The 20,726-nt window shown below is 74.4% G+C and carries 19 protein-coding genes; 12 read left to right on the top strand and 7 right to left on the bottom strand.

What is annotated here, in order from left to right:
* The coding region (locus tag J1M41_RS09185; RefSeq protein ID WP_206451617.1) for a hypothetical protein at positions 1-355 on the bottom strand (355 nt) is incomplete at its 3' end.
* Positions 352-819, bottom strand: coding sequence for a DUF3099 domain-containing protein (locus J1M41_RS09180; protein WP_036383362.1), 468 nt, complete (start codon positions 817-819; stop codon positions 352-354). The genes J1M41_RS09185 and J1M41_RS09180, both read right to left, overlap by 4 nt.
* A 171-nt stretch (positions 820-990) precedes the next feature.
* Between J1M41_RS09180 and J1M41_RS09175 the strand changes: the two genes are divergently transcribed.
* Together J1M41_RS09175 and J1M41_RS09170 are read left to right on the top strand one after the other, a co-directional pair.
* On the top strand, positions 991-1,737 hold the full coding sequence (locus J1M41_RS09175; protein WP_002855336.1) for a beta-ketoacyl-ACP reductase: 747 nt from the start codon (positions 991-993) through the stop codon (positions 1,735-1,737).
* Between the two features lie 37 nt (positions 1,738-1,774).
* Positions 1,775-2,533, top strand: coding sequence for an SDR family oxidoreductase (locus tag J1M41_RS09170; RefSeq protein WP_060974144.1), 759 nt, complete (start codon positions 1,775-1,777; stop codon positions 2,531-2,533).
* Positions 2,534-2,606: 73 nt separating this feature from the next.
* On the opposite strand, the gene serB is transcribed toward J1M41_RS09170, so the two are convergent.
* On the bottom strand, positions 2,607-3,443 hold the full coding sequence (gene serB / locus J1M41_RS09165) for a phosphoserine phosphatase SerB (protein WP_098092821.1): 837 nt from the start codon (positions 3,441-3,443) through the stop codon (positions 2,607-2,609).
* Between the two features lie 86 nt (positions 3,444-3,529).
* Here serB and J1M41_RS09160 point away from each other — a divergent pair, with 86 nt between their 5' ends.
* From J1M41_RS09160 to J1M41_RS09135, 6 genes are all read left to right on the top strand, one after another.
* A complete protein-coding gene (locus J1M41_RS09160; protein WP_052520061.1) occupies positions 3,530-4,354 on the top strand; it encodes an ABC transporter ATP-binding protein in 825 nt (274 codons plus the stop codon).
* Positions 4,351-5,196, top strand: coding sequence for a sulfite exporter TauE/SafE family protein (locus J1M41_RS09155; RefSeq protein WP_036315227.1), 846 nt, complete (start codon positions 4,351-4,353; stop codon positions 5,194-5,196). The genes J1M41_RS09160 and J1M41_RS09155 overlap by 4 nt, the downstream gene beginning before the upstream one ends.
* Positions 5,189-6,031, top strand: coding sequence for an RNA methyltransferase (locus J1M41_RS09150; RefSeq protein WP_206451616.1), 843 nt, complete (start codon positions 5,189-5,191; stop codon positions 6,029-6,031). The genes J1M41_RS09155 and J1M41_RS09150 overlap by 8 nt, the downstream gene beginning before the upstream one ends.
* Positions 6,032-6,140: 109 nt before the next feature.
* Positions 6,141-6,398: a type B 50S ribosomal protein L31 gene (locus J1M41_RS09145; RefSeq protein ID WP_002855042.1), complete on the top strand. Its 258-nt coding sequence runs from the start codon at positions 6,141-6,143 to the stop codon at positions 6,396-6,398.
* A 103-nt stretch (positions 6,399-6,501) separates the two neighbouring features.
* Positions 6,502-7,560 (top strand): biotin/lipoate A/B protein ligase family protein, encoded by a 1,059-nt coding sequence (locus J1M41_RS09140; RefSeq protein ID WP_206451615.1) that lies wholly within the window; start codon positions 6,502-6,504, stop codon positions 7,558-7,560.
* A gap of 137 nt (positions 7,561-7,697) precedes the next feature.
* Positions 7,698-8,651: a hypothetical protein gene (locus tag J1M41_RS09135; RefSeq protein WP_036383372.1), complete on the top strand. Its 954-nt coding sequence runs from the start codon at positions 7,698-7,700 to the stop codon at positions 8,649-8,651.
* Positions 8,652-8,730: 79 nt separating this feature from the next.
* Here the strand turns inward: J1M41_RS09135 and pepN are convergent, their stop codons facing one another.
* Entirely contained in the window at positions 8,731-11,379 is a 2,649-nt protein-coding gene (pepN, locus tag J1M41_RS09130) for an aminopeptidase N (protein WP_206451614.1), read from the bottom strand.
* A 103-nt stretch (positions 11,380-11,482) separates the two neighbouring features.
* Entirely contained in the window at positions 11,483-12,727 is a 1,245-nt protein-coding gene (glgC, locus tag J1M41_RS09125) for a glucose-1-phosphate adenylyltransferase (RefSeq protein ID WP_060974149.1), read from the bottom strand.
* A 113-nt stretch (positions 12,728-12,840) separates the two neighbouring features.
* Here glgC and glgA point away from each other — a divergent pair, with 113 nt between their 5' ends.
* Positions 12,841-14,037 (top strand): glycogen synthase, encoded by a 1,197-nt coding sequence (gene glgA / locus J1M41_RS09120; protein WP_206451613.1) that lies wholly within the window; start codon positions 12,841-12,843, stop codon positions 14,035-14,037.
* Positions 14,038-14,118: 81 nt separating this feature from the next.
* On the opposite strand, the gene J1M41_RS09115 is transcribed toward glgA, so the two are convergent.
* Together J1M41_RS09115 and J1M41_RS09110 are read right to left on the bottom strand one after the other, a co-directional pair.
* Positions 14,119-16,242, bottom strand: coding sequence for an acyl-CoA dehydrogenase (locus tag J1M41_RS09115; RefSeq protein WP_206451612.1), 2,124 nt, complete (start codon positions 16,240-16,242; stop codon positions 14,119-14,121).
* Entirely contained in the window at positions 16,239-16,952 is a 714-nt protein-coding gene (locus J1M41_RS09110) for a TetR/AcrR family transcriptional regulator (protein WP_206451611.1), read from the bottom strand. Before J1M41_RS09110 ends, J1M41_RS09115 begins: the two co-directional genes overlap by 4 nt.
* A 118-nt stretch (positions 16,953-17,070) precedes the next feature.
* Here J1M41_RS09110 and J1M41_RS09105 point away from each other — a divergent pair, with 118 nt between their 5' ends.
* From J1M41_RS09105 to J1M41_RS09095, 3 genes are read left to right on the top strand one after another with little or no spacing between them, the layout of a single operon-like run.
* The gene (locus J1M41_RS09105) at positions 17,071-18,414 is read left to right on the top strand and encodes an acetyl-CoA C-acetyltransferase (protein ID WP_036336857.1); all 1,344 of its coding nucleotides are present in this window, start codon (positions 17,071-17,073) and stop codon (positions 18,412-18,414) included.
* Between the two features lie 32 nt (positions 18,415-18,446).
* A complete protein-coding gene (locus J1M41_RS09100; protein ID WP_036336858.1) occupies positions 18,447-19,796 on the top strand; it encodes a 3-oxoacyl-ACP reductase in 1,350 nt (449 codons plus the stop codon).
* A gap of 2 nt (positions 19,797-19,798) precedes the next feature.
* On the top strand, positions 19,799-20,692 hold the full coding sequence (locus tag J1M41_RS09095) for a MaoC/PaaZ C-terminal domain-containing protein (RefSeq protein ID WP_036336859.1): 894 nt from the start codon (positions 19,799-19,801) through the stop codon (positions 20,690-20,692).
* The last annotated feature ends 34 nt before the right edge of the window (positions 20,693-20,726 follow it).

Here is a 20,726-nt window from a genome sequence, read left to right as displayed (position 1 = left end):
CCTGCGGGGTCTCGGGCGTCTCGACCTCGGGCGCCTCCGTGGCGGGCGGGTCGAGTGGGCGGGAGCGCCGCAGGAAGCCGCGGGCGCTCAGGAAGTCGTCCAGGAAGGGCCGATGGTCCGCGCAGGCCAGCCAGGTCTTCACCCGGTCCGGGGCGTGGACGCGCGGGTTGTTCCACTCCAGGGCCCAGGCGGCCTCCGCGGTGCAGCCGCGACGCGAGCAGACCGGCCGCTCGGGCCCGTCCGCGGCGGCGTGCGGGGATCGGGTGGCGGAGGCACCCGCGGCGGGGTCGAGGCGGCCGGCCGCGAGGGCGCCCAGCAGGTCCATGTCCGGCTCGCCCGGGCCCGCCCCGATCACGCGGCGCCCCGTCCGGGCAGGCCGGGACCGCCGGCGGACGAGGACCCTCGGCCCAGCGCCCGGGGCGCACGGTCGCGCGGGTCGTCCACGAGGTCGCCGGTGAGCACGACCGGCTCGGGCGCCGCCGTGTCGTCGGGGCGGGGGGCCAGGGCCGGTCCCTGGGCGGGCACGGCGCGCAGGGTGCCGGCCTGCTGCGGGCCGGTGTTGTTCACGCGCACGACGGCGACGTAGGGCAGCACGACCGCGCCGAGGATGAACCCGAGCTGCCACCAGCCGTGGGTGAAGAGCGCGGCGACGAAGCAGGCGGTGCGGAGCAGCATCTGGACCAGGTAGACCTTCATGCGCGCCTCCCGGTCCGCGCTGCGGCCGGCGGCGGCGGTGGTGACCCCCTGGACCTCCGGTGTCGTCCCGCGCCCGGCGCGGGCGGGACGGCCGGCTCGGGAGCCGGCGGCGGAGCTGGTCATGGCGCATCCTCCTGGCACGTCGCGCCCTGCGGAGGGCCCCCGCGCGGCCGCGGACGTAGAGTGGTGGTTCACATGCCGGCGCGCCCGCCCTCGGCGGCGTCCCGCAGGACGGCGTCGACGGCGCCGCGCCGGTGCTCCAGTCTAGTCCCGTCCCGTCCGGAAGGTGTTCCCATGGCCGATCAGACCACCACGCCCGCAGCGGACGCGCAGGCCGCCGGCCGCAGCGTCCTCGTCACGGGGGGCAATCGCGGCATCGGCCTGGCCATCGCCCGGGCGTTCGCCGCGAACGGCGACCGGGTGGCCATCACCTCCCGCTCGGGGGAGGGGCCGGAGGGGGTCCTCGCGGTCCGGGCCGACGTGACGGACGCGGCCTCCGTGGACGCGGCCTTCCGCGAGGTCGAGGAGGCCCACGGCCCGGTCGAGGTGCTCGTGGCCAACGCCGGCATCACCCACGACCAGCTGCTGCTGCGCATGTCCGAGGACGACTTCACCTCGGTGATCGACACGAACCTCACCGGCGCCTTCCGCGTGGTGCAGCGCGCCACCAAGGGCATGATGCGCCTGAAGCGCGGCCGCATCGTCCTGGTCTCCTCCGTGGTGGGCCTGCTCGGCTCGCCCGGCCAGGTCAACTACGCCGCCTCCAAGTCCGGCCTCGTCGGGATGGCCCGCTCGATCACGCGCGAGCTCGGCGCGCGCGGCGTGACCGCGAACGTCGTGGCCCCCGGCTACATCGACACCGAGATGACGCAGTCCCTCGACGACGAGCTCAAGGCCCAGTACAAGACGTCCATCCCGGCCGGCCGCTTCGCCGCCCCGGAGGAGGTGGCCGGCGTCGTGCGCTGGCTGGCCTCGGACGAGGCCGCGTACATCTCCGGGGCCGTGATCCCCGTGGACGGCGGCCTGGGCATGGGCCACTGACGACCACCGACCGCTGAGCAGACAGGAAGCACAGAACATGACCGAGCAGGACCTGGCCGGACGCGGCGTCGTCGTCACCGGCTCCTCCCGCGGCATCGGAGCCGCCACCGCCGAGCTGCTGGCCGCCCGCGGCGCGGGCGTCGTGGTGAACTACCGCCAGAAGGCGCCGCGCGCGAACAAGGTGGTGCAGAGGATCGAGGACGCCGGCGGCCGCGCCGTGGCCGTGGGCGGCGACGTGACCGTCGCCGAGGATCGGGCCGCGCTGCTGGACGCCGCCGTGGAGCACTTCGGCTCACTCGACGTGCTCGTGCTCAACGCCTCGGGCGGCATGGAGTCCCAGTTCGGCGAGGACTACGCCCTGAAGCTCAACCGTGACGCCCAGGCCGCGCTGGCCGACGCCGCGCTCGAGCGCATGGGTGCCGGCGGGCAGATCGTGTTCGTGACCTCCCACCAGGCGCACTTCATCGACGAGGTCGCCACGATGGACTCCTACGAGCCCGTGGCCCGCTCCAAGCGCGCCGGCGAGGACGCCCTGCGCGAGCGCATCCCCGCGTTCACCGAGAAGGGCGTGGGCTTCGTGGTGGTCTCCGGCGACATGATCGAGGGCACCATCACCGCCACCCTGCTCGACCGCGCCGAGCCCGGTGCCATCGAGGCCCGCCGCGAGGCCGCCGGCAAGCTCTACACCGTGGAGGAGTTCGCCGCCGAGATCGCCTCCCTCGTGGGCCGCGAGGGCCTCGAGGTCGGCCACACCGAGCTCGTGGGCGGCGCCGAGGACTTCCTCGGGCAGGACTGAACCCCACCACACCCCAGACGACGAGGGCCGGATCCGTGGGATCCGGCCCTCGTGACCTCCGGGAGCGGACGCCTCAGAGACCGAGGAGCCACCGCAGGGGCGTGAAGGAGGGCACGTCGACGACGACGTCCGCGTGCTCCCGGAGGATCGGCTTCGCGCACAGCGCCACGCCGCAGCCGGCCGCCTCGAGCAGATCGATGTCGTTGGCGCCGTCGCCCACGCCGACGGCCTGCTCGGGGGTGAGCCCCGCGTCCTCGGCCCAGGCGCGCAGCATGGCGGCCTTCGCCGCGCGGTCCACGACGTCGCCGAGCACCTTCCCCGTCAGGTGCCCGTCCCGCACCTCGAGCTCGTTGGCGCAGTAGGCGTGCACGCCCCACACCTCGGCCAGCGGGGCGAGCACCTGGGTGAAGCCGCCGGAGACCGCGCACACCCGGCCGCCGGCCGCGGTGATGGCCTCGATCAGCGCGAGGGCTCCGTCGGTGGGCCGGATGGCCCGCACCACGTCCGCCACGACGCCCACGGGCAGCCCCGCGAGCGCCTCGACGCGCGCGTGCAGCGAGGCGGCGAAGTCGAGCTCACCGCGCATCGCCCGCTCCGTCACCTCGGCGACCTCGGCCTCGCGGCCGGCGTGGGCGGCGAGCAGCTCGATGACCTCCTGCCGGATCAGCGTGGAGTCCACGTCCGTCACCACGAGGGGCGCCGGCGCGGCGGCGACCGTCGCCGGCACCGTGAGCACGTCCCACCCGGAGCCCGGCTCCGGGGCCGCCGCCCACTCGTCCGCGGCGAAGCGCCAGCCCAGCAGGCCGTCGTCGGTGAGCCGCTCGGCGTCGTCGGGCACGCCGGCCGGGGGCGCGTCCGTGACGAGGAGGGCGGGGTCGGCGGTGACGACGAGGCGGCGCAGGGTGCTCATGCGCGGCATCCTAGGCGGGGGTGCGGGCGCGGCCGGGCGTGCGTCGCATCGGCGACGCGCCGGCCGGCCGGACTAGGCTGGCCCCCATGACCACCCCCGCGCCTCCCGACGACTGGTTCCTCCCGGATGAGGACGCCGTGCTGCAGATGCGCCGCGTGCGCGTGCGCCGCGGCACCACCGACATCCTCGGCCCCCTGGACTGGACGGTCCGCGCGGGGCAGCGGTGGATCGTGATGGGCCCGAACGGCGCCGGCAAGTCCACGCTGCTCCAGCTGGCCGCGGCCCGCCTGCACCCGACCGCCGGCGACGTCGGCGTGCTGGACGAGGTGCTCGGCGCCGTCGACGTGTTCGAGCTGCGCCCGCGCATCGGCCTGTCCTCCGCCCAGCTCGCCGCCCAGGTGCCCGCGAACGAGACCGTGCAGGACGCCGTCGTCACCGCCGCCTACGGGATCACCGGCACGTGGCGCGAGCGGTACGAGACGGAGGATCGCGCCCGCGCGCTCGGCCTCGTGGCGACCTGGGGGCTCTCCCGCCTCGCGCACCGCGCGTTCGGCACCCTCTCCGACGGTGAGCGCAAGCGCGTGCTCATCGCCCGTGCCCTGATGACCGATCCCGAGCTGCTCCTGCTGGACGAGCCCGCCGCGGGCCTGGACCTCGCCGGGCGGGAGGACCTCGTGCGCCAGCTGACGGCGCTCGCCACGGACGAGGACGCGCCCGCGCTGGTCCTCGTCACGCACCACCTCGAGGAGGTGCCCCCGGGCTTCACGCATGCCCTGCTGCTGCGGGACGGCGGCGTCGTGGCGGCCGGGCCCATCGAGTCGACGCTCACCGAGGAGCACCTCTCCGCGGCGTTCGGCACGGACCTGAAGGTGACCCGCACCGGCGGTCGGTACACCGCCGTGGCCCGGTGACGGGGCTGCTGACCGCGCAGCTGCTGGGCATGGACCTGTGGCAGGTCCTGCTCGTGCTGCTCGCGGGGTTCTGGGCCGGCACGATCAACTCGGTGATCGGCTCGGGCACGCTCGTCACCTTCCCGACGCTCGTGGCGGTCGGGTTCCCGCCCGTGACGGCCCAGGTCTCCAACGCGATGGGCCTGGTGGCCTCGGGCTTCTCCGGCACGTACGGGTACCGCCGCGAGCTGGCCCAGTCCCGGGCGCTCCTGCCGAAGCTGACCGTCGCGTCCCTGCTCGGCGGGGTCATCGGCGCCGCCCTGCTCACCACGCTGCCCCCGGCCGTGTTCGGCTACGTCGCGCCGGTGCTGCTCGTGGTGGCCCTGACGGTCGTCGTGCTGCAGCCGCGCATCCAGCGGTGGGTCCGGCGTCGGGCGGAGGACCAGGGGCCGACCCCCGGCGCGGACTCTCCCGTGCCGGTGGGCCCCGTGACCCCGACGCTGTGGACGCTCGTGTTCCTGACCGGCATCTACGGCGGCTACTTCGTGGCCGCCCAGGGCGTCATGCTCATGGCGATCTTCGGCGTGCTGCTGGTGGGCGGCACCCTCGTGCACGCCAACGCCGTGAAGACGTGGCTGTCGCTGGTGGTCAACCTCACCGCCGCGGCGTTCTACCTGGTCTTCGCCTTCGACCGCATCGACTGGCGGGCCGTGCTGTTGATCGCGCTCTCCTCGCTCGTGGGCGGGCTCGTAGGCGCGCGGATCGGCCGGCGCATCTCGCCGACGGCGCTGCGCGTCACCATCGTGATCGTGGGCCTGGCCGGGCTGGTGGTCATGGTGATGCGGCAGGTCTCGGGTGGGTGAGGTCGGGACCCGCGAGGTGCGCCTGGAGCGGATCGAGGACCTCGCCGACCCCCGCCTGGCCCCCTACACGACCATGACGGACGCGGCCCTGCGCCGTCGCGTCGACGCGGAGCACGGCGTCTTCCTCGCCGAGTCCTCCCAGGTGGTCCGCCGCGCGCTGGACGCCGGGCACACCCCGCGCTCCTTCCTGCTGGGGGACCGCTACCGCGGGTCCTTCGCGGACGTGCTCGCCGCCCATCCTGACGTCCCGGTCTTCACCGGACCCGACGACGTGCTCGAGGCCCTCACCGGCTTCCACCTGCACCGCGGCGCCCTGGCCGCGATGGACCGCCCCGCACCCCGGCCGCTCGCCGACGTCCTCGCGGGCGCGCGGCGCGTGCTCATCGCCGAGGACCTCGTGGACCACACGAACCTGGGCGCCGTGGTGCGCTCCGCCGTCGCCCTCGGCTGGGACGCGCTGCTGCTCACCCCGCAGGCCGCCGACCCGCTGTACCGGCGCGCCATCCGCGTCTCGATGGGCACGGTGTTCCGCCTGCCGTGGGCGCGCCTGCTCGGCCCGGTCGCCGAGTCGCTGCCCGCGCTGCGGGCGGCCGGGTACGCGGTGGCCGCCCTCGAGGTGACGGAGCAGGCCGTGGGCCTGGACTCGCCGGAGATCGAGCCGCTGCGGACCGCCGAGCGCCTGGCCCTCGTCCTCGGCCAGGAGGGGCCGGGGGTCCGCCCCGAGACCCTCGCCCAGACCGACGCCGACGTCGTCATCCCCATGCCCGCCGGCGTCGACTCGCTGAACGTGGCCGCGGCCGCGGCGGTCGCGCTGTGGGAGCTGCGCGCGCGCTGACCGGCCCGGGTGCGGTAGAGTGGGCGGCTGGCCCGCCGTCCGGCGGACCCCCTGACCACACCTCTCGCGCCCCTGGTCCCAATCAGGCGGCTGAAACGAAGGATGCACCATGAAGTCTGAGATCCACCCGGATTACCGCTACGTCATCTTCAACGACCTCGCCTCCGGTGAGAAGATCCTCACCCGCACCACCGCGAACTCCGACAAGACCGCGGAGTGGACCGATGGCAACACCTACCCGGTGATCGACGTCGAGATCTCGGCCGCCTCGCACCCGTTCTACACGGGCAAGCAGCGCATCATGGACACCGCCGGCCGCGTCGAGCGCTTCAACGCCCGCTTCAAGGGCTTCGGCGGCAAGAAGTGACCGCGGCGGCCTGAGCCGCACGCACAGCACGACGACGGGCCCCGCGCCCCCGGAGCGATCCGGGCGGTGTGGGGCCCGTCGCGTCGCCCGTAGGCTGACGGGCATGAGGACTCTCCACGGTGAATACAAGGTGATCGGCGGCAAGCTGGTCGCGGCGGACCTGAGCCTCGCGGACGGCCGGATCGCGACCGCGAGCATCAACGGCGACTTCTTCCTCGAGCCGGACGAGGCGCTCGAGGACCTCAACGCGGCGGTGGCCGGGCTGTCCGCGGACGCCGAGCACCGGGTCATCCGGGAGGCCGTCGAGCGGGGGCTGCGCTCCGAGGCCGAGCTGTTCGGCGTGGACGCCTTCGCGGTCGCCTCGGCCGTGCGTCGGGCCCTCGGCAAGGCGACCACGTGGGGGGACCACGAGTGGGAGGTCATCGGGCCGGAGCCGATGCCGATCGCGCTGACCGTGGCCCTGGACGAGGTGCTCACCCGGCAGGTGGCCGAGGGACGTCGCAAGCCGACCCTGCGCCTGTGGCAGTGGAACGAGCCGGCCGTGGTGATAGGCGCCTTCCAGTCGCTCGCCAACGAGGTGGACCCCGAGGGGGCGCGGCGGCACGGCATCAACGTGGTGCGGCGGATCTCCGGCGGCGGCGCGATGTTCATGGAGGCGGACAACTGCGTCACGTACTCGATGCACGTGCCGTCGTCGCTGGTCGACGGGCTGGAGACGGCGGAGACCTACCCGTTCCTGGACGAGTGGACCATGGACGCGCTCTCCCGGCTCGGCGTGCACGCGTTCTACCAACCGCTCAACGACATCGCCACGGAGCAGGGGAAGATCGGCGGCGCCGCGCAGAAGCGGGTGGGCACGGCCGGGCTGCTGCACCACGTGACGATGAGCTACGACATCGACGCGGACAAGATGCTCGAGGTGCTGCGCATCGGCCGCGAGAAGCTGCGCGGCAAGGGCGTGGCCTCGGCGAAGAAGCGCGTGGACCCGCTCCGCCGCCAGACCGGCGTCTCCCGCGCCGAGATCTGGGAGACCATGATGACCACCTTCGAGGAGCGCTACGGCGCCCGCCGCGTCGAGCTGGACGAGGCCACCCGTGAGGAGGCCGAGCAGCTGGCCCGCACCAAGTTCACGACCCCCGAGTGGACCGCGCGGGTGCCCTGAGCCGCCTGACGGCGTCCCGGCACCGTCCGGCACGCTTCCGTCCGGGGGCGGTTTGCGGTGGTATTCGACGTGAATACCGCCCGAAACCGCCCCCGACGCGTCGAGGTGTGGCGGGGCGGCTCTGTCAGGATCGGACCATGACCCCCGACGACGACGCCCCCGTCCGCCTGATCGCCCGCTCCGACGCCCCGCGGCGCCCACGGTCGACCGTGGACGTCCACTGCGCCCTCGAGCTGGAGCTGGCCTCCGGCCGCCGCGTGCCTCTGCTCACGGACCGCGGCTGGAGCGCGGACGGCACGTGGGACCTCGTCACGGTCCGCGACCTCGACGAGGCCGCCGCCACGGTGACCGGGCCGGACGAGCCGGGCGGCGGCCGCACGCCTGCCCAGGAGGAGACGCGACACTGGGACGCGCTGGCAGCGGTCGCGGCCGAGGCCGGGGTGCCGGTGGGTGCCGCAACGTTGCGCGAGCTGCCGCTGGTGGGGGAGACCTCGCCCGAGCTGGCCGCCCTCGTGGACCGGGCGCACCGCGAGGCCCGCGCCCTGAACCGGCTGCTCGGCGTCCACCCGCTGGCCCTCGGCACGGTCGCGCCGGCCGACGTGCTGGGCGCCGACGCGACCGCCGCGCTGCGGACCGGGCTGGCCGCGGGACTCGGCGTCGCGCCGACGGCGTGGGAGGACCCGGGCGTCGTGCTCGCGCCCGCCGCGGACGCCGACCCGGAGCTGCTGCACGTGGTCCTGCTGCACACGACCGCGGTGGTCGCCGGGCCACCCGCACTCGTGGCCCGCCTCGCGGACGCCGACGTCTCCGACCTGCTCGACGACGCCTCCCTCGGCGCGCACCTGCGCCGCCCGGTGGAGGACGTGTCGGCGGCCTGGCTCCACGCGGCCGACCGGCAGGCGCTGTCCCTCGACCCGGACGGCGGGGCCGCGCACGTGGCGCGCCACGCCGAACTGACGGCCGTGCTGGAGACGCGGCCCGTCGTCGTCGAGCGGGTGGGGATGCGCGACCGGGACGCCCAGCGCGCCGCCGACGCCGTGGGCCTGCGCCGGGTGGGCCGGGAACGCGTGCTCCGCGTCGCCGCGCCCTGAGCTGGAATGGTCACGACACGCCGCCTCGCCCGAGGGGAGGCGGCGTGTCGTGACCACTCTGCGCGGGAGGGCTTACCGCTCAGCCCGCCGGCTGCACCGCCTGCACGCGCAGGGACCGCCGCAGGGCGTCCGTGTGCTCCACGACCAGGCGCCGCAGGGCCCCCGGGGCGTCGCGGTGCTCGTCCAGCCAGCGCTGGGCCGCGGCCAGCGTCGGGTGCGACTCCTGCGCGTCGACGCCGCCGGCCACCGCATCCTGGCGGCCCGGGAACAGCCCGCCGATCGCGCGCGAGGCCAGCCCGTTGGACCGCGAGGCCCACACCGAGGTCAGGCGCGGCCAGAAGCCGGACTCGTAGGGGGCGAGGAGCTCGACCTCGCCCGCCGCGAAGCCGGCCGCCGTGGCCGAGAGCAGGTCGTTGGACAGCTCCGTGCCGGTGGCCGTGCGGCCGGACATGACCGCCTCCCACGCCGCGGCCTTGACCTCGGCCTCGGGGCGGGCGGCCGCGGCGAGGCGGTGCCACGTGACCGTCTGGGCGGTGCGGCCGGCCTCGAGCTCCGCGTCCAGGCGGTCCTGGCCGGCCCGGCCGGTCGCGGCGAGGGCCTGGAGCACGAGCCAGCGCAGCTCCGCGTCGATCGCCAGGCCCGGCGCCGACGTCGCCGCGTCCTCGCCGAGCAGGGCGGCCTCGAGGGCCGCGGCCATCCCGACGTCGGCGCGCGCCAGCGTCGCCCACGTGCGGGCCGCGGTGCGCTGGCGGTCGGAGCCGGCCTCGAGCGTGCGGGTCTGCTCGGCCAGGACCTCGCCCAGCCGGGCCCGCAGCGCGTCCCGGTCCTCGGCGCGGGCGTACTGGCCCACGGCCGCGGCGGCCTGCGTCAGCACCTGCGCGTGCACGCCCACGGTCGCGATCCGCGCGGACAGCGTCGCCACCGCGTCCAGGAACCGGGCGACCGGCAGCTCGCCGTCGCGGGTCATCGACCGCAGGGCGGCCCACACGGTGGCCTCCGCGAGCGGGTCCGCGATGGGGTGCGTCAGGGCCGCGCGCAGCGAGCCCGCGTCGAGCGCGACGGCGGCGTAGGTGAGGTCCTCGTCGTTGGGCAGCACGAGGCGGACGCCCCCGGGGACCTCGAGGTCCGGCAGGGGCACGGCCGCGCCCTCCGCCCCACCCGGCACGTCGGCGGTGACCTGGGCGGTGCGGCGCAGGACGCCGTCCTGCCCGGGCGTGAAGACGCCGACCTTCAGCACGTGCGGGCGGAGGATCGGCCCGCCCGTGACCGGGTCCGCGCCCTCCTGGCGCAGCACCGGGGCGTCGCCGTCGACGTCGACCCGCAGCCGGGGCACGCCGGAGGTGTGCAGCCACGCGTCCGCCCACGCGCGCATGTCCCGCCCCGAGGCGGCCTCGAGGACCGCCATGAAGTCGGCGAGGGAGGCGTTGCCCCACGCGTGGGCGGCGAAGTAGCGGTGTGCGGCGTCGAGGAACGCGTCACGGCCCACGTAGGCGGCCAGCTGCTTGAGCACGGAGGCGCCCTTGGCGTAGGTGATGCCGTCGAAGTTCTGACGGGCGGCCTCGAGGTCGACGATGTCCGCGACGATGGGGTGCGTCGTCGGCATCTGGTCCTGCACGTACGCCCAGGCCTTGCGGCGGGACGCGAAGGTCACCCACGCGGTCCGGAAGTCGGTGGCCTCGTCCACGCCGAGGGCGCCCATGTAGTCAGCGAACGACTCCTTGAGCCACAGGTCGTCCCACCAGTGCATCGTCACGAGGTCGCCGAACCACATGTGCGCCATCTCGTGCAGGATCACGTTGGCGCGGCCCTCGTACTGGACCGCGGTGGCCCGCGAGGTGAACACGAAGTCCTCGGTGAAGGTCACGAGGCCCGGGTTCTCCATGGCGCCGAGGTTGTACTCGGGCACGAACGCCTGGTCGTACTTGCCCCACGGGTACGCGACGCCGAAGAGGTCGTGGAAGAACGTCAGCCCCCGCTTCGTCACGTCGAACACGGCCTCGGGGTCGAACGCGTCGGCCATCGTGCGCCGGGTGAACAGCCGCAGCGGCACGGCCCGCGCGCCGCTGGCCGCGTGACCGTCCCAGGCGTCCTCCCACTGCGCATAGGGGCCGGCGAGCAGCGTCGTGATGTAGGTGGACTGGGGGAGCGTCGGGGCGAACTCCACCCGGACGACACCGTCCCCGGCCGGTGTCCGGGACGCCTCCGGGCGGTTCGAGGCCAGCACCCAGTCCTCGGGTCCGGTGAGGGAGAAGGTGAAGGCGGCCTTGAGGTCCGGCTGCTCGAAGTCCGGGAACACGCGGCGCGCGTCGGCGGGCTCGTACTGGGTGTAGAGGTAGACCTCGCCGTCGGCGGGGTCCGTGAAGCGGTGCAGGCCCTCGCCCGACCGGGAGTACACGGACCGGCCGACCAGCTCGACCACGTTCTGCGCCGCCAGATCGGGCAGCAGCACCCGGGCCCCGCCCACGACCTCGGCCACGTCCAGCGCCGTGCCGTTGAGGGTCACCGACTCCACGCCCCCGTGGATCCAGTCCAGGTGGGTCTGCGCGCCCGGCTCGGCGCACGCGAAGCGGATCACGGTGCGGACCGGATAGGTGTCGGTCGCGGCGTCCCGGGCGTCGGAGAGGTCCACGTCCACGGCGTAGTCCTGCACCGTGAGCAGGCGGGAGCGTTCCGCGGCCTCAGCGCGGGTGACGTTGGTGGCGTCGAGGTCGGGGGTGGTGTCGGTCAAGGCGAGCCTCCGGTCGGGGATCCAGCGGGGACGGCGACGCGCGGACACACCGGGGCGTGCCCGCGCGTCGGCGGTGGTCCGGGACCGGCGGCCCGTGGCCGCGTCAGTGCGGCGTCGGGACGGGCTGGCCCTTGGAGAGCACCGTCAGGCCGGATTCTGTCACGGTGTAGCCGTTCGCCTCGTCCTCCGCCCGGTCGAAGCCGATGCGCGCGCCCGGGGGCACGACCACGTTCTTGTCCAGGATCGCGTTGCGCACGTGGGCCCCCTCGCCGATCACCACGGAGTCCAGCAGCACCGACTGCTCCACCCACGCCTCGTTCTGCACGCGCACGTCCGTGGAGAGCACGGACTGGGCCACGGTGCCGCCGGAGATGACCACGCCCTGGGAGAGGATCGAGTCGTTCGCCGAGCCGGGGCGGCGGGTGGACGAGCGCACGAGCTTGGCGGGCGGGGAGACGGACTGGCGGGTGTAGAGCGGCCACTCGCGGTTGTAGAGGTTGAACTCCGGCCACGGCTGCACCAGGTCCATGTGCGCGTCGTAGTAGGAGTCCAGGGTGCCGACGTCCCGCCAGTAGTGCTTGCCGGCCGTGCCGCCGGGCACCTCGTTGGAGGTGAAGTCGTACACCCCGGCCTCGCCGCGCTCCACGAACAGCGGGATGATGTCCCCGCCCATGTCGTTGTTCGACTCGGGGTTCTCCTCGTCCTGGTTCAGCGCCGCCACGAGGGCGTCCGTGTCGAACACGTAGTTGCCCATCGAGGCCAGGAACTGCGTGGGGTCGTCCGGCAGGCCGGGGGTCGTCTCCGGCTTCTCCACGAACGCCGAGATCCGCGTCCTGTCCTGCGGGTCCGTCTCGATCACCCCGAACGAGGAGGCCAGCTCGAGGGGCTGGCGCACCGCGGCCACGGTCGCCTTGGCGCCCGAGGCGATGTGCTGGTCCACCATCTGCTGGAAGTCCATGTGGTAGACGTGGTCCGCGCCGATGACGACGACGATGTCCGGCCGTGCGTCGTGGATCAGGTTCATGGACTGGTAGATGGCGTTCGCGCTGCCCGTGAACCAGTCCTTGCCCCGGCGCTGCTGCGCCGGCACGGAGGCAACGTAGTTGTTCAGGAGCGTGGACATCCGCCACGTCTCGGAGATGTGGCGGTCCAGCGAGTGCGACTTGTACTGCGTCAGCACCACGATCTCGCGGTACCGGCTGTTGACCAGGTTGGAGAGCGCGAAGTCGATGAGGCGGTACGTGCCGCCGAACGGGACGGCCGGCTTGGCACGGTCGGCCGTCAGCGGCATCAGGCGCTTGCCCTCACCGCCCGCCAGCACGACCGAGAGGACCTTCTTCTGCACCATCTGTGTCACTCCTCGTGAGCCGGGTCGTCGCGACCCGCACGCGTGCTCGGGGCGTGCGGGGCATCCGTGTCGCCAGACTATCGACCCCCGCCGGGCTGAACTAGGTTGGGGGCGTGCGCATCGACATCGTGAGCAAAGAGTTCCCCCCGTCCATCTACGGCGGTGCCGGCGTCCACGTCGCCGAGCTGACCCGCGTCCTCGCCTCCCGCGCCGACGTCCGCGTGCACGCCTTCGGCGCGCCGCGCGACCCGGACTACCACGGGGCCCGCGTCCTGACGTACCCGAACCCGCCCGGGTTCGACGCCGCCAACGGGGCCGTGCAGACCCTGGCCACCGACCTCACGATCCTCGGCGACCTCGAGGGCGCCGACGTCATCCACTCCCACACCTGGTACGCCAACCTGGCCGGCCACCTCGGCAAGCTCCTGCACCAGACCCCCCACGTCCTCTCCGCGCACTCCCTCGAGCCGCTGCGCCCCTGGAAGGCGGAGCAGCTCGGCGGCGGCTACGCCCTGTCCAGCTGGGCCGAGCGCACGGCGTACCTCGGGGCGGACGCGGTCATCGCGGTCTCGGACGGCATGCGCCGGGACATCCTGGCCTGCTACCCGGACGTGGACCCGGCGAAGGTGCACACGGTCCACAACGGCATCGACACGCAGGTCTGGACCCCGCAGACCGGCACCGCCGCACTGGAGAAGTACGGAATCGACCCGGACAAGCCCTCCGTCGCGTTCGTCGGCCGCATCACGCGCCAGAAGGGCGTGCCCCACCTGCTCCGTGCGGCCCTGCGGCTGCCGGAGGACGTCCAGCTCGTGCTGTGCGTGGGCGCCCCGGACACCGCGGAGCTGGCGCACGAGGTCAACGGGCTGATCGCCGAGCTGCGGCGCACCCGCCAGGGCGTCGTCGTGATCGAGGGGATGATCCCGCGCCACGAGGTGATGGAGATCCTCACGGCCGCCACCGTGTTCGCCTGCCCCTCGGTCTATGAGCCGCTGGGCATCGTCAACCTCGAGGCGATGGCGTGCGGCACCGCCGTCGTCGCCTCCGCCGTGGGCGGCATCCCGGAGGTCGTGCAGGACGGCGAGACCGGCCTGCTCGTCCCCTTCGAGCAGGTCGACGACGGCACGGGGGCGCCCGTGGACGAAGAGGGGTTCGCCGCCGACTTCGCGGCCGCGCTCACCCGCGTCGTGGAGGACCCGGAGCGCGCCCGCGCCATGGGTGAGGCCGGCCGGACCCGCGCGATCGAGCACTTCTCGTGGGAGACCATCGCCGAGCGCACGATCGAGGTCTACGAGGCCGTGCTGCGCTGAGCCCGCCCGGCCGACCACACAGACGGGCCCCCGCCACCGCGAGGTGACGGGGGCCCGTGTGCGTCCGGGGGGCGGTCGCGGTCAGCCGCGGCGACCCCGCGCCGCCTTCTCGCGGGCGCGCACGGCCTTCTCGTCCTCCGGCTCCTCGCCGGCGGCCCGGCGGGCCGTGAACCAGGCGTGGGCCTCCTCCTGGCGCTGGGTCTCGGCGTCCGTGGCCACCGCCATGCGCAGGTGCTCGGGCTCGAGGCCGAACGCCTCGACGAGCTCGAGGGCGAAGGGGCGCAGCCGCTCGGCCAGCCGGTTGACGTAGCCGCGCAGGGCCCGGGCGCGCTGGCTCGAGACGCGGCCGTGGGCCACGAACCAGCCGAGGTCGTCCTCGATGAGGCGCAGCGCGAAGAGGTCGCGCAGCCACGTCAGGACGGTCTTCGTGGTCTCATCCGTGATGCCGTCCAGGGCTCGGGTGAAGGCCTCCCACTGCAGCAGCTCGCCGTGGTTGCGGGCGGCCTCGATGAGCTCGTGCTGGCGCGTGTTGAACGCCTCCGCCTGAGCCGCCTGGCCCTTGCCCCGGGCCCCCGAGAGGGTGCCGGCGACGTCGGCGGTCTTGGCGCGGACGCGCTCGGTGAGCAGCTCATGCTGCACGGCGGGGTCCTTGAACCAGTTCGCGGAGCGGCGCTCGGACCCACCGTCGGCCACGGACTGGACGACCTTGTGCAGGCCCGCACGGTGGAGGGCGTCCGAGGCCTGATGGACCACGTAGCGGGAGACGGCGCCCACATTGAGACGTCCGAACTCCTTCGAGTAGTCAGTCAGCAGACGCTTGCCCACCAGCTGCAGGAGCACCGTGTTGTCGCCCTCGAACGTGACGTACACGTCCAGGTCGGCACGCATCTGGGCCACCCGGTTCTCGGCGAGGAATCCGGCGCCGCCGCACGCCTCGCGGGCCTCCTGCAGGGTGTCCAGGGCGTGCCACGTGGTCAGCGGCTTGACGGCCGCGGCGAGCGTCTCGAGCTCCTGCCGGTCCACGTCCGTGTCGGAGCGGCCCGAGAAGACGTCGTCGAACTTCTCGACGAGCTCGTTCGAGGCGAAGGCGTCCGCGTAGGCGCGGGCCAGGCGGTCGATGAGGCGGCGCTGGTGGTTCTGGTAGTCCAGCAGCACCTCCTCCCGCTGCGGGTCGGAGGCGTTGAACTGGCGGCGCTGCTCCGCGTAGGCCAGCGCACCGTGCAGGCCGAGGAAGGAGGCCGTGGTGGCGGCGAGGGACAGGGAGACGCGGCCCTGGACGAGCGTGCCGAGCATCGTGAAGAAGCGACGCCCGGGGGAGGCGATGGGCGAGGAGTAGGTACCGTCCTCGGCCACGTCGCCGTAGCGGTTGAGGAGGTTGGTGCGCGGGATGCGGACCTGGGTGAAGTGCAGACGGCCGTTGTCGATGCCGTTCAGTCCGCCCTTGAGGCCGTCGTCCTCGCCGCCCACGCCGGGCAGGAAGGCGCCCTCCTCGTCCCGGATGGGGACGTAGAAGCAGTGCACGCCGTGGTTGACGCCCCGGGTGATCAGCTGCGCGAAGACCGTGGCCGCCCTGCCGTGCAGCGCGGCGTTGCCGAGGTAGTCCTTCCAGGCGCCCTTGAACGGGGTGTGGATGACGAACTCCTGGGTCGCCTCGTCGTACGTGGCGGTCGTCGCGATCGAGGCGACGTCCGAGCCGTGCCCGATCTCGGTCATGGCGAATGCGCCCGGGACGCTCAGGTCCATCGCGCCCGGCAGCCACCGGCGGTGGTGCTCCGCGGTGCCCAGGTGCAGGATCGCCGAGCTGAACAGGCCCCACTGCACACCGGCCTTGATCTGCAGGGAGGGGTCGGCGAGCACGAGGTCACCGAAGGCGGCGAGGTTGCCGCCGTGGTTGTCCTCGCCGCCGAACTCGCGCGGGAAGGCGCGGTGGACCGCGTTGCGCTCCACGAGGACGCCCAGCTGCCGCAGGACGCGGGCGCGGTGCTCGTCCATGCCGAGCAGCGGGTCGCGCCACAGGGCGGGATCCTTGACCAGTTCGCGGGATTCGCGGCGCTCCGCGGCCCAGCGGCCGAGGAGGGCCTCCTCGAGGGCCGCGGCGTCGAGGGAGCCGGGCGTCGGCCGCTCGGGCGCGATCTCGGCGACGTCGGAGGGAACCTCGGTGCTGGGCGTCGAGGACTGGGGGGCGAGCTTCTCGTGGACGGTCATGACGATGCTCCTGTTCGTGAGTGGGGGCGGGCGCGGTCGGCGTCCGCCGCCGCGGGTTCGAGGGCGGCGCCGGGCGCGGCGCCGATGAGGCCGGTGAGCAGCCAGTCGGCGATGGCGCGGGCCATCGCCTCGACCGGGATGCGACCGGCGGCCGGGGTCCGCAGCCAGGTCTCGGCGGCGGCCCGGACGAGGCCGACGGCGGCGCGCGGCCACAGGGCGAGCGGGTCCGCCGGCGCCGGGGCGTGGCCCCGCGCGGCCATCCCGCGCGCCAGGCCCGACTCGAGCATGGCGTAGACGCGCTCGAGGAACGGGCCCAGCACAGGGGCCTCGGCCGCGGCGGGGGGCGGGGCGACGGCGAACGCGTACACCTCGGGCGACGTCGCCGCGACCGTGAGGTACACCTCGACCATGCGACGCAGCGCCTCGGGTTCGGAGACCGGTTCGTCCGCGACCTCGAGCAGGCGGCGCTCCATGTGGGCGGTGACCCGCTCGGACACCGCCAGGCGCAGGCCCTCGCGGTCGCCGAAATAGCGGTAGTAGACGGTCTTGGAGGTGCCCGCGTGGGACGCGATCTCCTCCATCGAGGCGTGTGCGCCCAGGGCGTGCACGGCCGACCGGGCGGCCCGGACCAGTTCCAGACGGCGCTCGGCGCGGTGCCGGTCCCAGCGGACGCTGCGACCGTCCCGGGCGGTGGACGTAACGGGGTTCACGAAACCGAGCGTATCAGGTACTGTGGGTCACAGTCACCCACCCCGCCGATGTCCGTATCGTCCGGGGTGGAAACGCCCCCGCCGCGTCGGCGGTGGGCCCGCCGTCGAGAGGACCGTCATGACCCACCACGAGACCCCCGCGTCCGAGACCGCCTCCCGCCCCGCCGTCGCCGGTGGAGCGCTGCGCCCCGCCGTCATCCTGGGCGGCAACCGCATCCCCTTCGCCCGCGCCAACACCGCCTACGCCGAGGTCGGGAACCAGGAGATGCTCACGGCCACGCTCGACGGACTCGTCGCGCGGTTCGGGCTCCAGGGCGAGCGCCTCGGCCAGGTCACCGCCGGCGCCGTCCTCAAGCACCCGCGCAACTTCAACCTCACCCGCGAGGCCGTCCTGGGCTCCGCGCTCTCCGCCGCGACCCCGGCCGCCGACGTCCAGGTGGCCTGCGCCACCGGCATGGAGGCCGTGGGCACCCTCGCCAACAAGATCCGGCTCGGCCAGCTCGACTCCGCCATCGGCGGCGGCGTGGACTCGATCTCGGACGCACCCGTCTCGCTCTCGGACGGCGCGCGCCGCGTGCTGCTGCAGCTCACCACCGCCAAGACCATGAAGGACCGCCTGCGCGCCCTCGCCCAGCTGCGCCCCGGTCAGCTCGTGCCCGAGCCGGCCGGCGCGGGCGAGCCGCGCACCGGCATGTCCATGGGCGAGCACCAGGCCCTAACCACCCACAAGTGGGGCATCACCCGTCAGGCCCAGGACGAGCTCGCCGCGGCCTCCCACCGGAACCTCGGCGCTGCCTACGCCGCCGGGTACATGGACGATCTGGTGACCCCGTTCCATGGCCTGGCCCGCGACAACAACCTCCGCCCCGACTCCACGCCGGAGAAGCTGGCCGGCCTGAAGCCCGTGTTCGGCCGCCAGCTGGGGGACGAGGCGACCATGACGGCCGGCAACTCCACCCCGCTCACCGACGGCGCCTCCGCGGTGCTGCTCTCCTCCGAGGAGTGGGCCGCCGAGCGCGGACTGCCCGTGCTCGCCGAGTTCGTGGACATGGAGAACGCCGCCGTGGACTTCGTCGACGGACACGAGGGCCTGCTCATGGCCCCCGCCTACGCCGTCCCGCGCCTGCTGGCCCGGCACGGGCTCACCCTCGACGACCTCGACTTCGTGGAGATCCACGAGGCGTTCGCCGGCACCGTCCTGTCCACGCTCGCCGCCTGGGAGGACGAGGAGTACTGCCGCGAGCGCCTCGGGCTGCCGGGTGCGCTGGGCTCGGTGGACCGCGCCCGGCTCAACGTGCACGGTTCCTCGTTGGCGGCCGGTCACCCCTTCGCCGCCACCGGCGGCCGCATCGTCGCCCTGCTGGCCAAGATGCTGCATGAGAAGGGGGAGGGCTCCCTCGGCCTCATCTCCGTCTGTGCCGCCGGCGGCCAGGGCATCGTCGCCCTGCTCCGCGGCCGCTGAGCCCCGACCGACCCGACCCGAGAGGACCGACCATGACCGACCGTTACGGCACCTTCGTCGCCTCGCCCCTGGGCCGCCGCCTCACCGGCGCCCTGGGCCTGCCTCAGCCCGTCGAGCTGCGCCGGCACACCCCCGGCGACCCCGTGCTGCCCGGCTCCGTGCTCGTCCTGGGCGCGACCCCCGCAGCCGCGGACGCCCGCACCCTCTTGGCCTCGTGGGGCCTCGAGGTCGCCGACGCCCCCCGGGAGGGCGCCCGCCACGCGGCGATCGTCGCGTGCTTCGACGGGGTCGCCACGCCCGCGGACCTCGGCGCGGTGGCGCTGGAGATCGGCGGCGCGCTGCGCTCGCTGGGCTCCTCCTCGCGCGTGGTGACCGTGTTCGAGGACCCCGAGGCCGCCACGGACCCGGCCCTGCGCGCCGCCCGCCAGGGCGTGACGGGCCTGACCCGCTCGATCGCGCACGAGATGCGCCGTGGCGGCACCGCCAACGGCCTCGTCCTGGGCGAGGGCGTGCCGCTCACTGCCCCCGGTGCGGCCGGCGCGCTCGCGTTCCTGCTCTCCGGTCGCGCGGCGTACGTCTCCGGCCAGTTCGTGCCCGTCTCCACCGCCGACGGCGCGGTCCCCGCCGACGCGGCGCGCCCCCTGGCCGGCAAGGTCGCCGTGGTCACGGGCGCCGCCCGCGGCATCGGCGCCGCCATCGTCCGGACGCTGGCCCGCGACGGGGCCGTCGTCGTCGGCGTGGACGTCCCGGCGGCGGGCGAGACGCTGGCCAAGGTCGTGAACGAGGTGGGCGGCACCGCGCTCGCCCTGGACATCACGGCGCCGGACGCCGGCGCGCGCATCCTCGAGCACTGCCGCACCCGGCACGGCCGGATGGACGTGGTGGTGCACAACGCCGGGATCACCCGGGACCGGATGCTGGCCAACATGGACGCCGCGCGCTGGGACTCCGTCCTCGCTGTGAACACCACGGCCCAGCTGGCCATGAACGAGGCGTTCCTCGCCGAGGACGCCCGGGACGTGGCGGGCCACGGGCTGCGCATCGTGGGCCTGGCCTCCATCTCCGGCATCGCGGGCAACCGCGGCCAGACGAACTACGCGGCATCCAAGGCCGGGGTGATCGGCCTGACCGCGGCCTCCGCACCGGTCCTCGCGGCCCGTGGGGGCACGATCAACGCGGTGGCCCCGGGCTTCATCGAGACCGAGATGACCGCGAAGATCCCGCTCGCCACGCGCGAGGTGGGCCGGAGGCTCAACTCGCTCCAGCAGGGCGGCCTGCCGCAGGACGTGGCCGAGACGGTGGCCTGGCTCGCCTCGGACGCCGCAGGCGGCACCAACGGGGCCACGCTGCGGGTCTGCGGCCAGTCGAAGCTGGGGGCGTGAGGATGCAGACCACGCAGCTGTCCGCCCCGCCCTCCCTCGCCCGGCTCTACGCCCGGGCCGCCAGGCAGGCCGCCACGGACGCCGTCGTCCGTCGGCGCCGTCCCCGCGAGCTCCCGGACCGTCAGGTGGTCGTGACCGGCCACCGCATCCCGGCCGAGGCCGTGTCCGCGTGGCGCGGGGCCGTCGGGTCCGCGGATCCGGCGGACCTGCCCTCGGTCCTGGTGCACACCCAGGTGTTCGGTGCGGCGATGGAGCTGATGGCCGACCCCGAGTTCCCACTGCCCCTGCCCGGACTGGTGCACCTGAGCAACACCGTCCTGCACCACCGGCCCGTCGCGGCGGAGACCCCGCTGCGCGTCACCGCGCGTGCCGTGGGCCTCGTCCCGCACCACGCAGGCACCGCCGTGGACGTCGTCGTGACCGTCGAGGGGCCCGGCGACGACGGCGAGGAGGCACTGCTGTGGGAGGGCGTCTCCCGGTACCTCGCCAAGGGCGTCCACCTCTCCGGCCTGCGTCCCGAGCGGCCCGCCCGCGAGGACTTCGTGCCCCCGACGCCGACCGCCCAGTGGCGCTTCGGGACGGGGGCCGGACGCCGGTACGCGGGCGTCTCCGGAGACTGGAACCCGATCCACCTGACGGGCGTCTCGGCCCGACTGTTCGGCATGAAGGGCGCGATCGCCCACGGGATGTTCCTGGCCGCCCGGATGCTCGAGGGCCGTGAGCCGGCCGGCGCCGGGTTCCGCTGGCACATCGACTTCGAGGCACCCGTCGTGCTGCCGACCACCGTGGCCGTCCGCTACGCGCCCGGGCCCGACGGCGGCACGCGCGTGTGGGGCTGGGATGCGCGGCGCCGGCGCCCGCACTTCTCCGGGGAGATCACTCCGCTCGAGCCCTGACGGCCGGGCCGACGCGTCGGCCCGCCGGGACCAC

It is taken from the genome of Micrococcus sp. KRD096 (genome assembly GCF_017168495.1).
In the GTDB taxonomy this organism is placed as follows: Bacteria; Actinomycetota; Actinomycetes; order Actinomycetales; family Micrococcaceae; genus Micrococcus; species Micrococcus luteus.
Note: the sequence above shows the minus strand (reverse complement) of the source record. Positions and strands in the feature narration are given on the sequence as shown.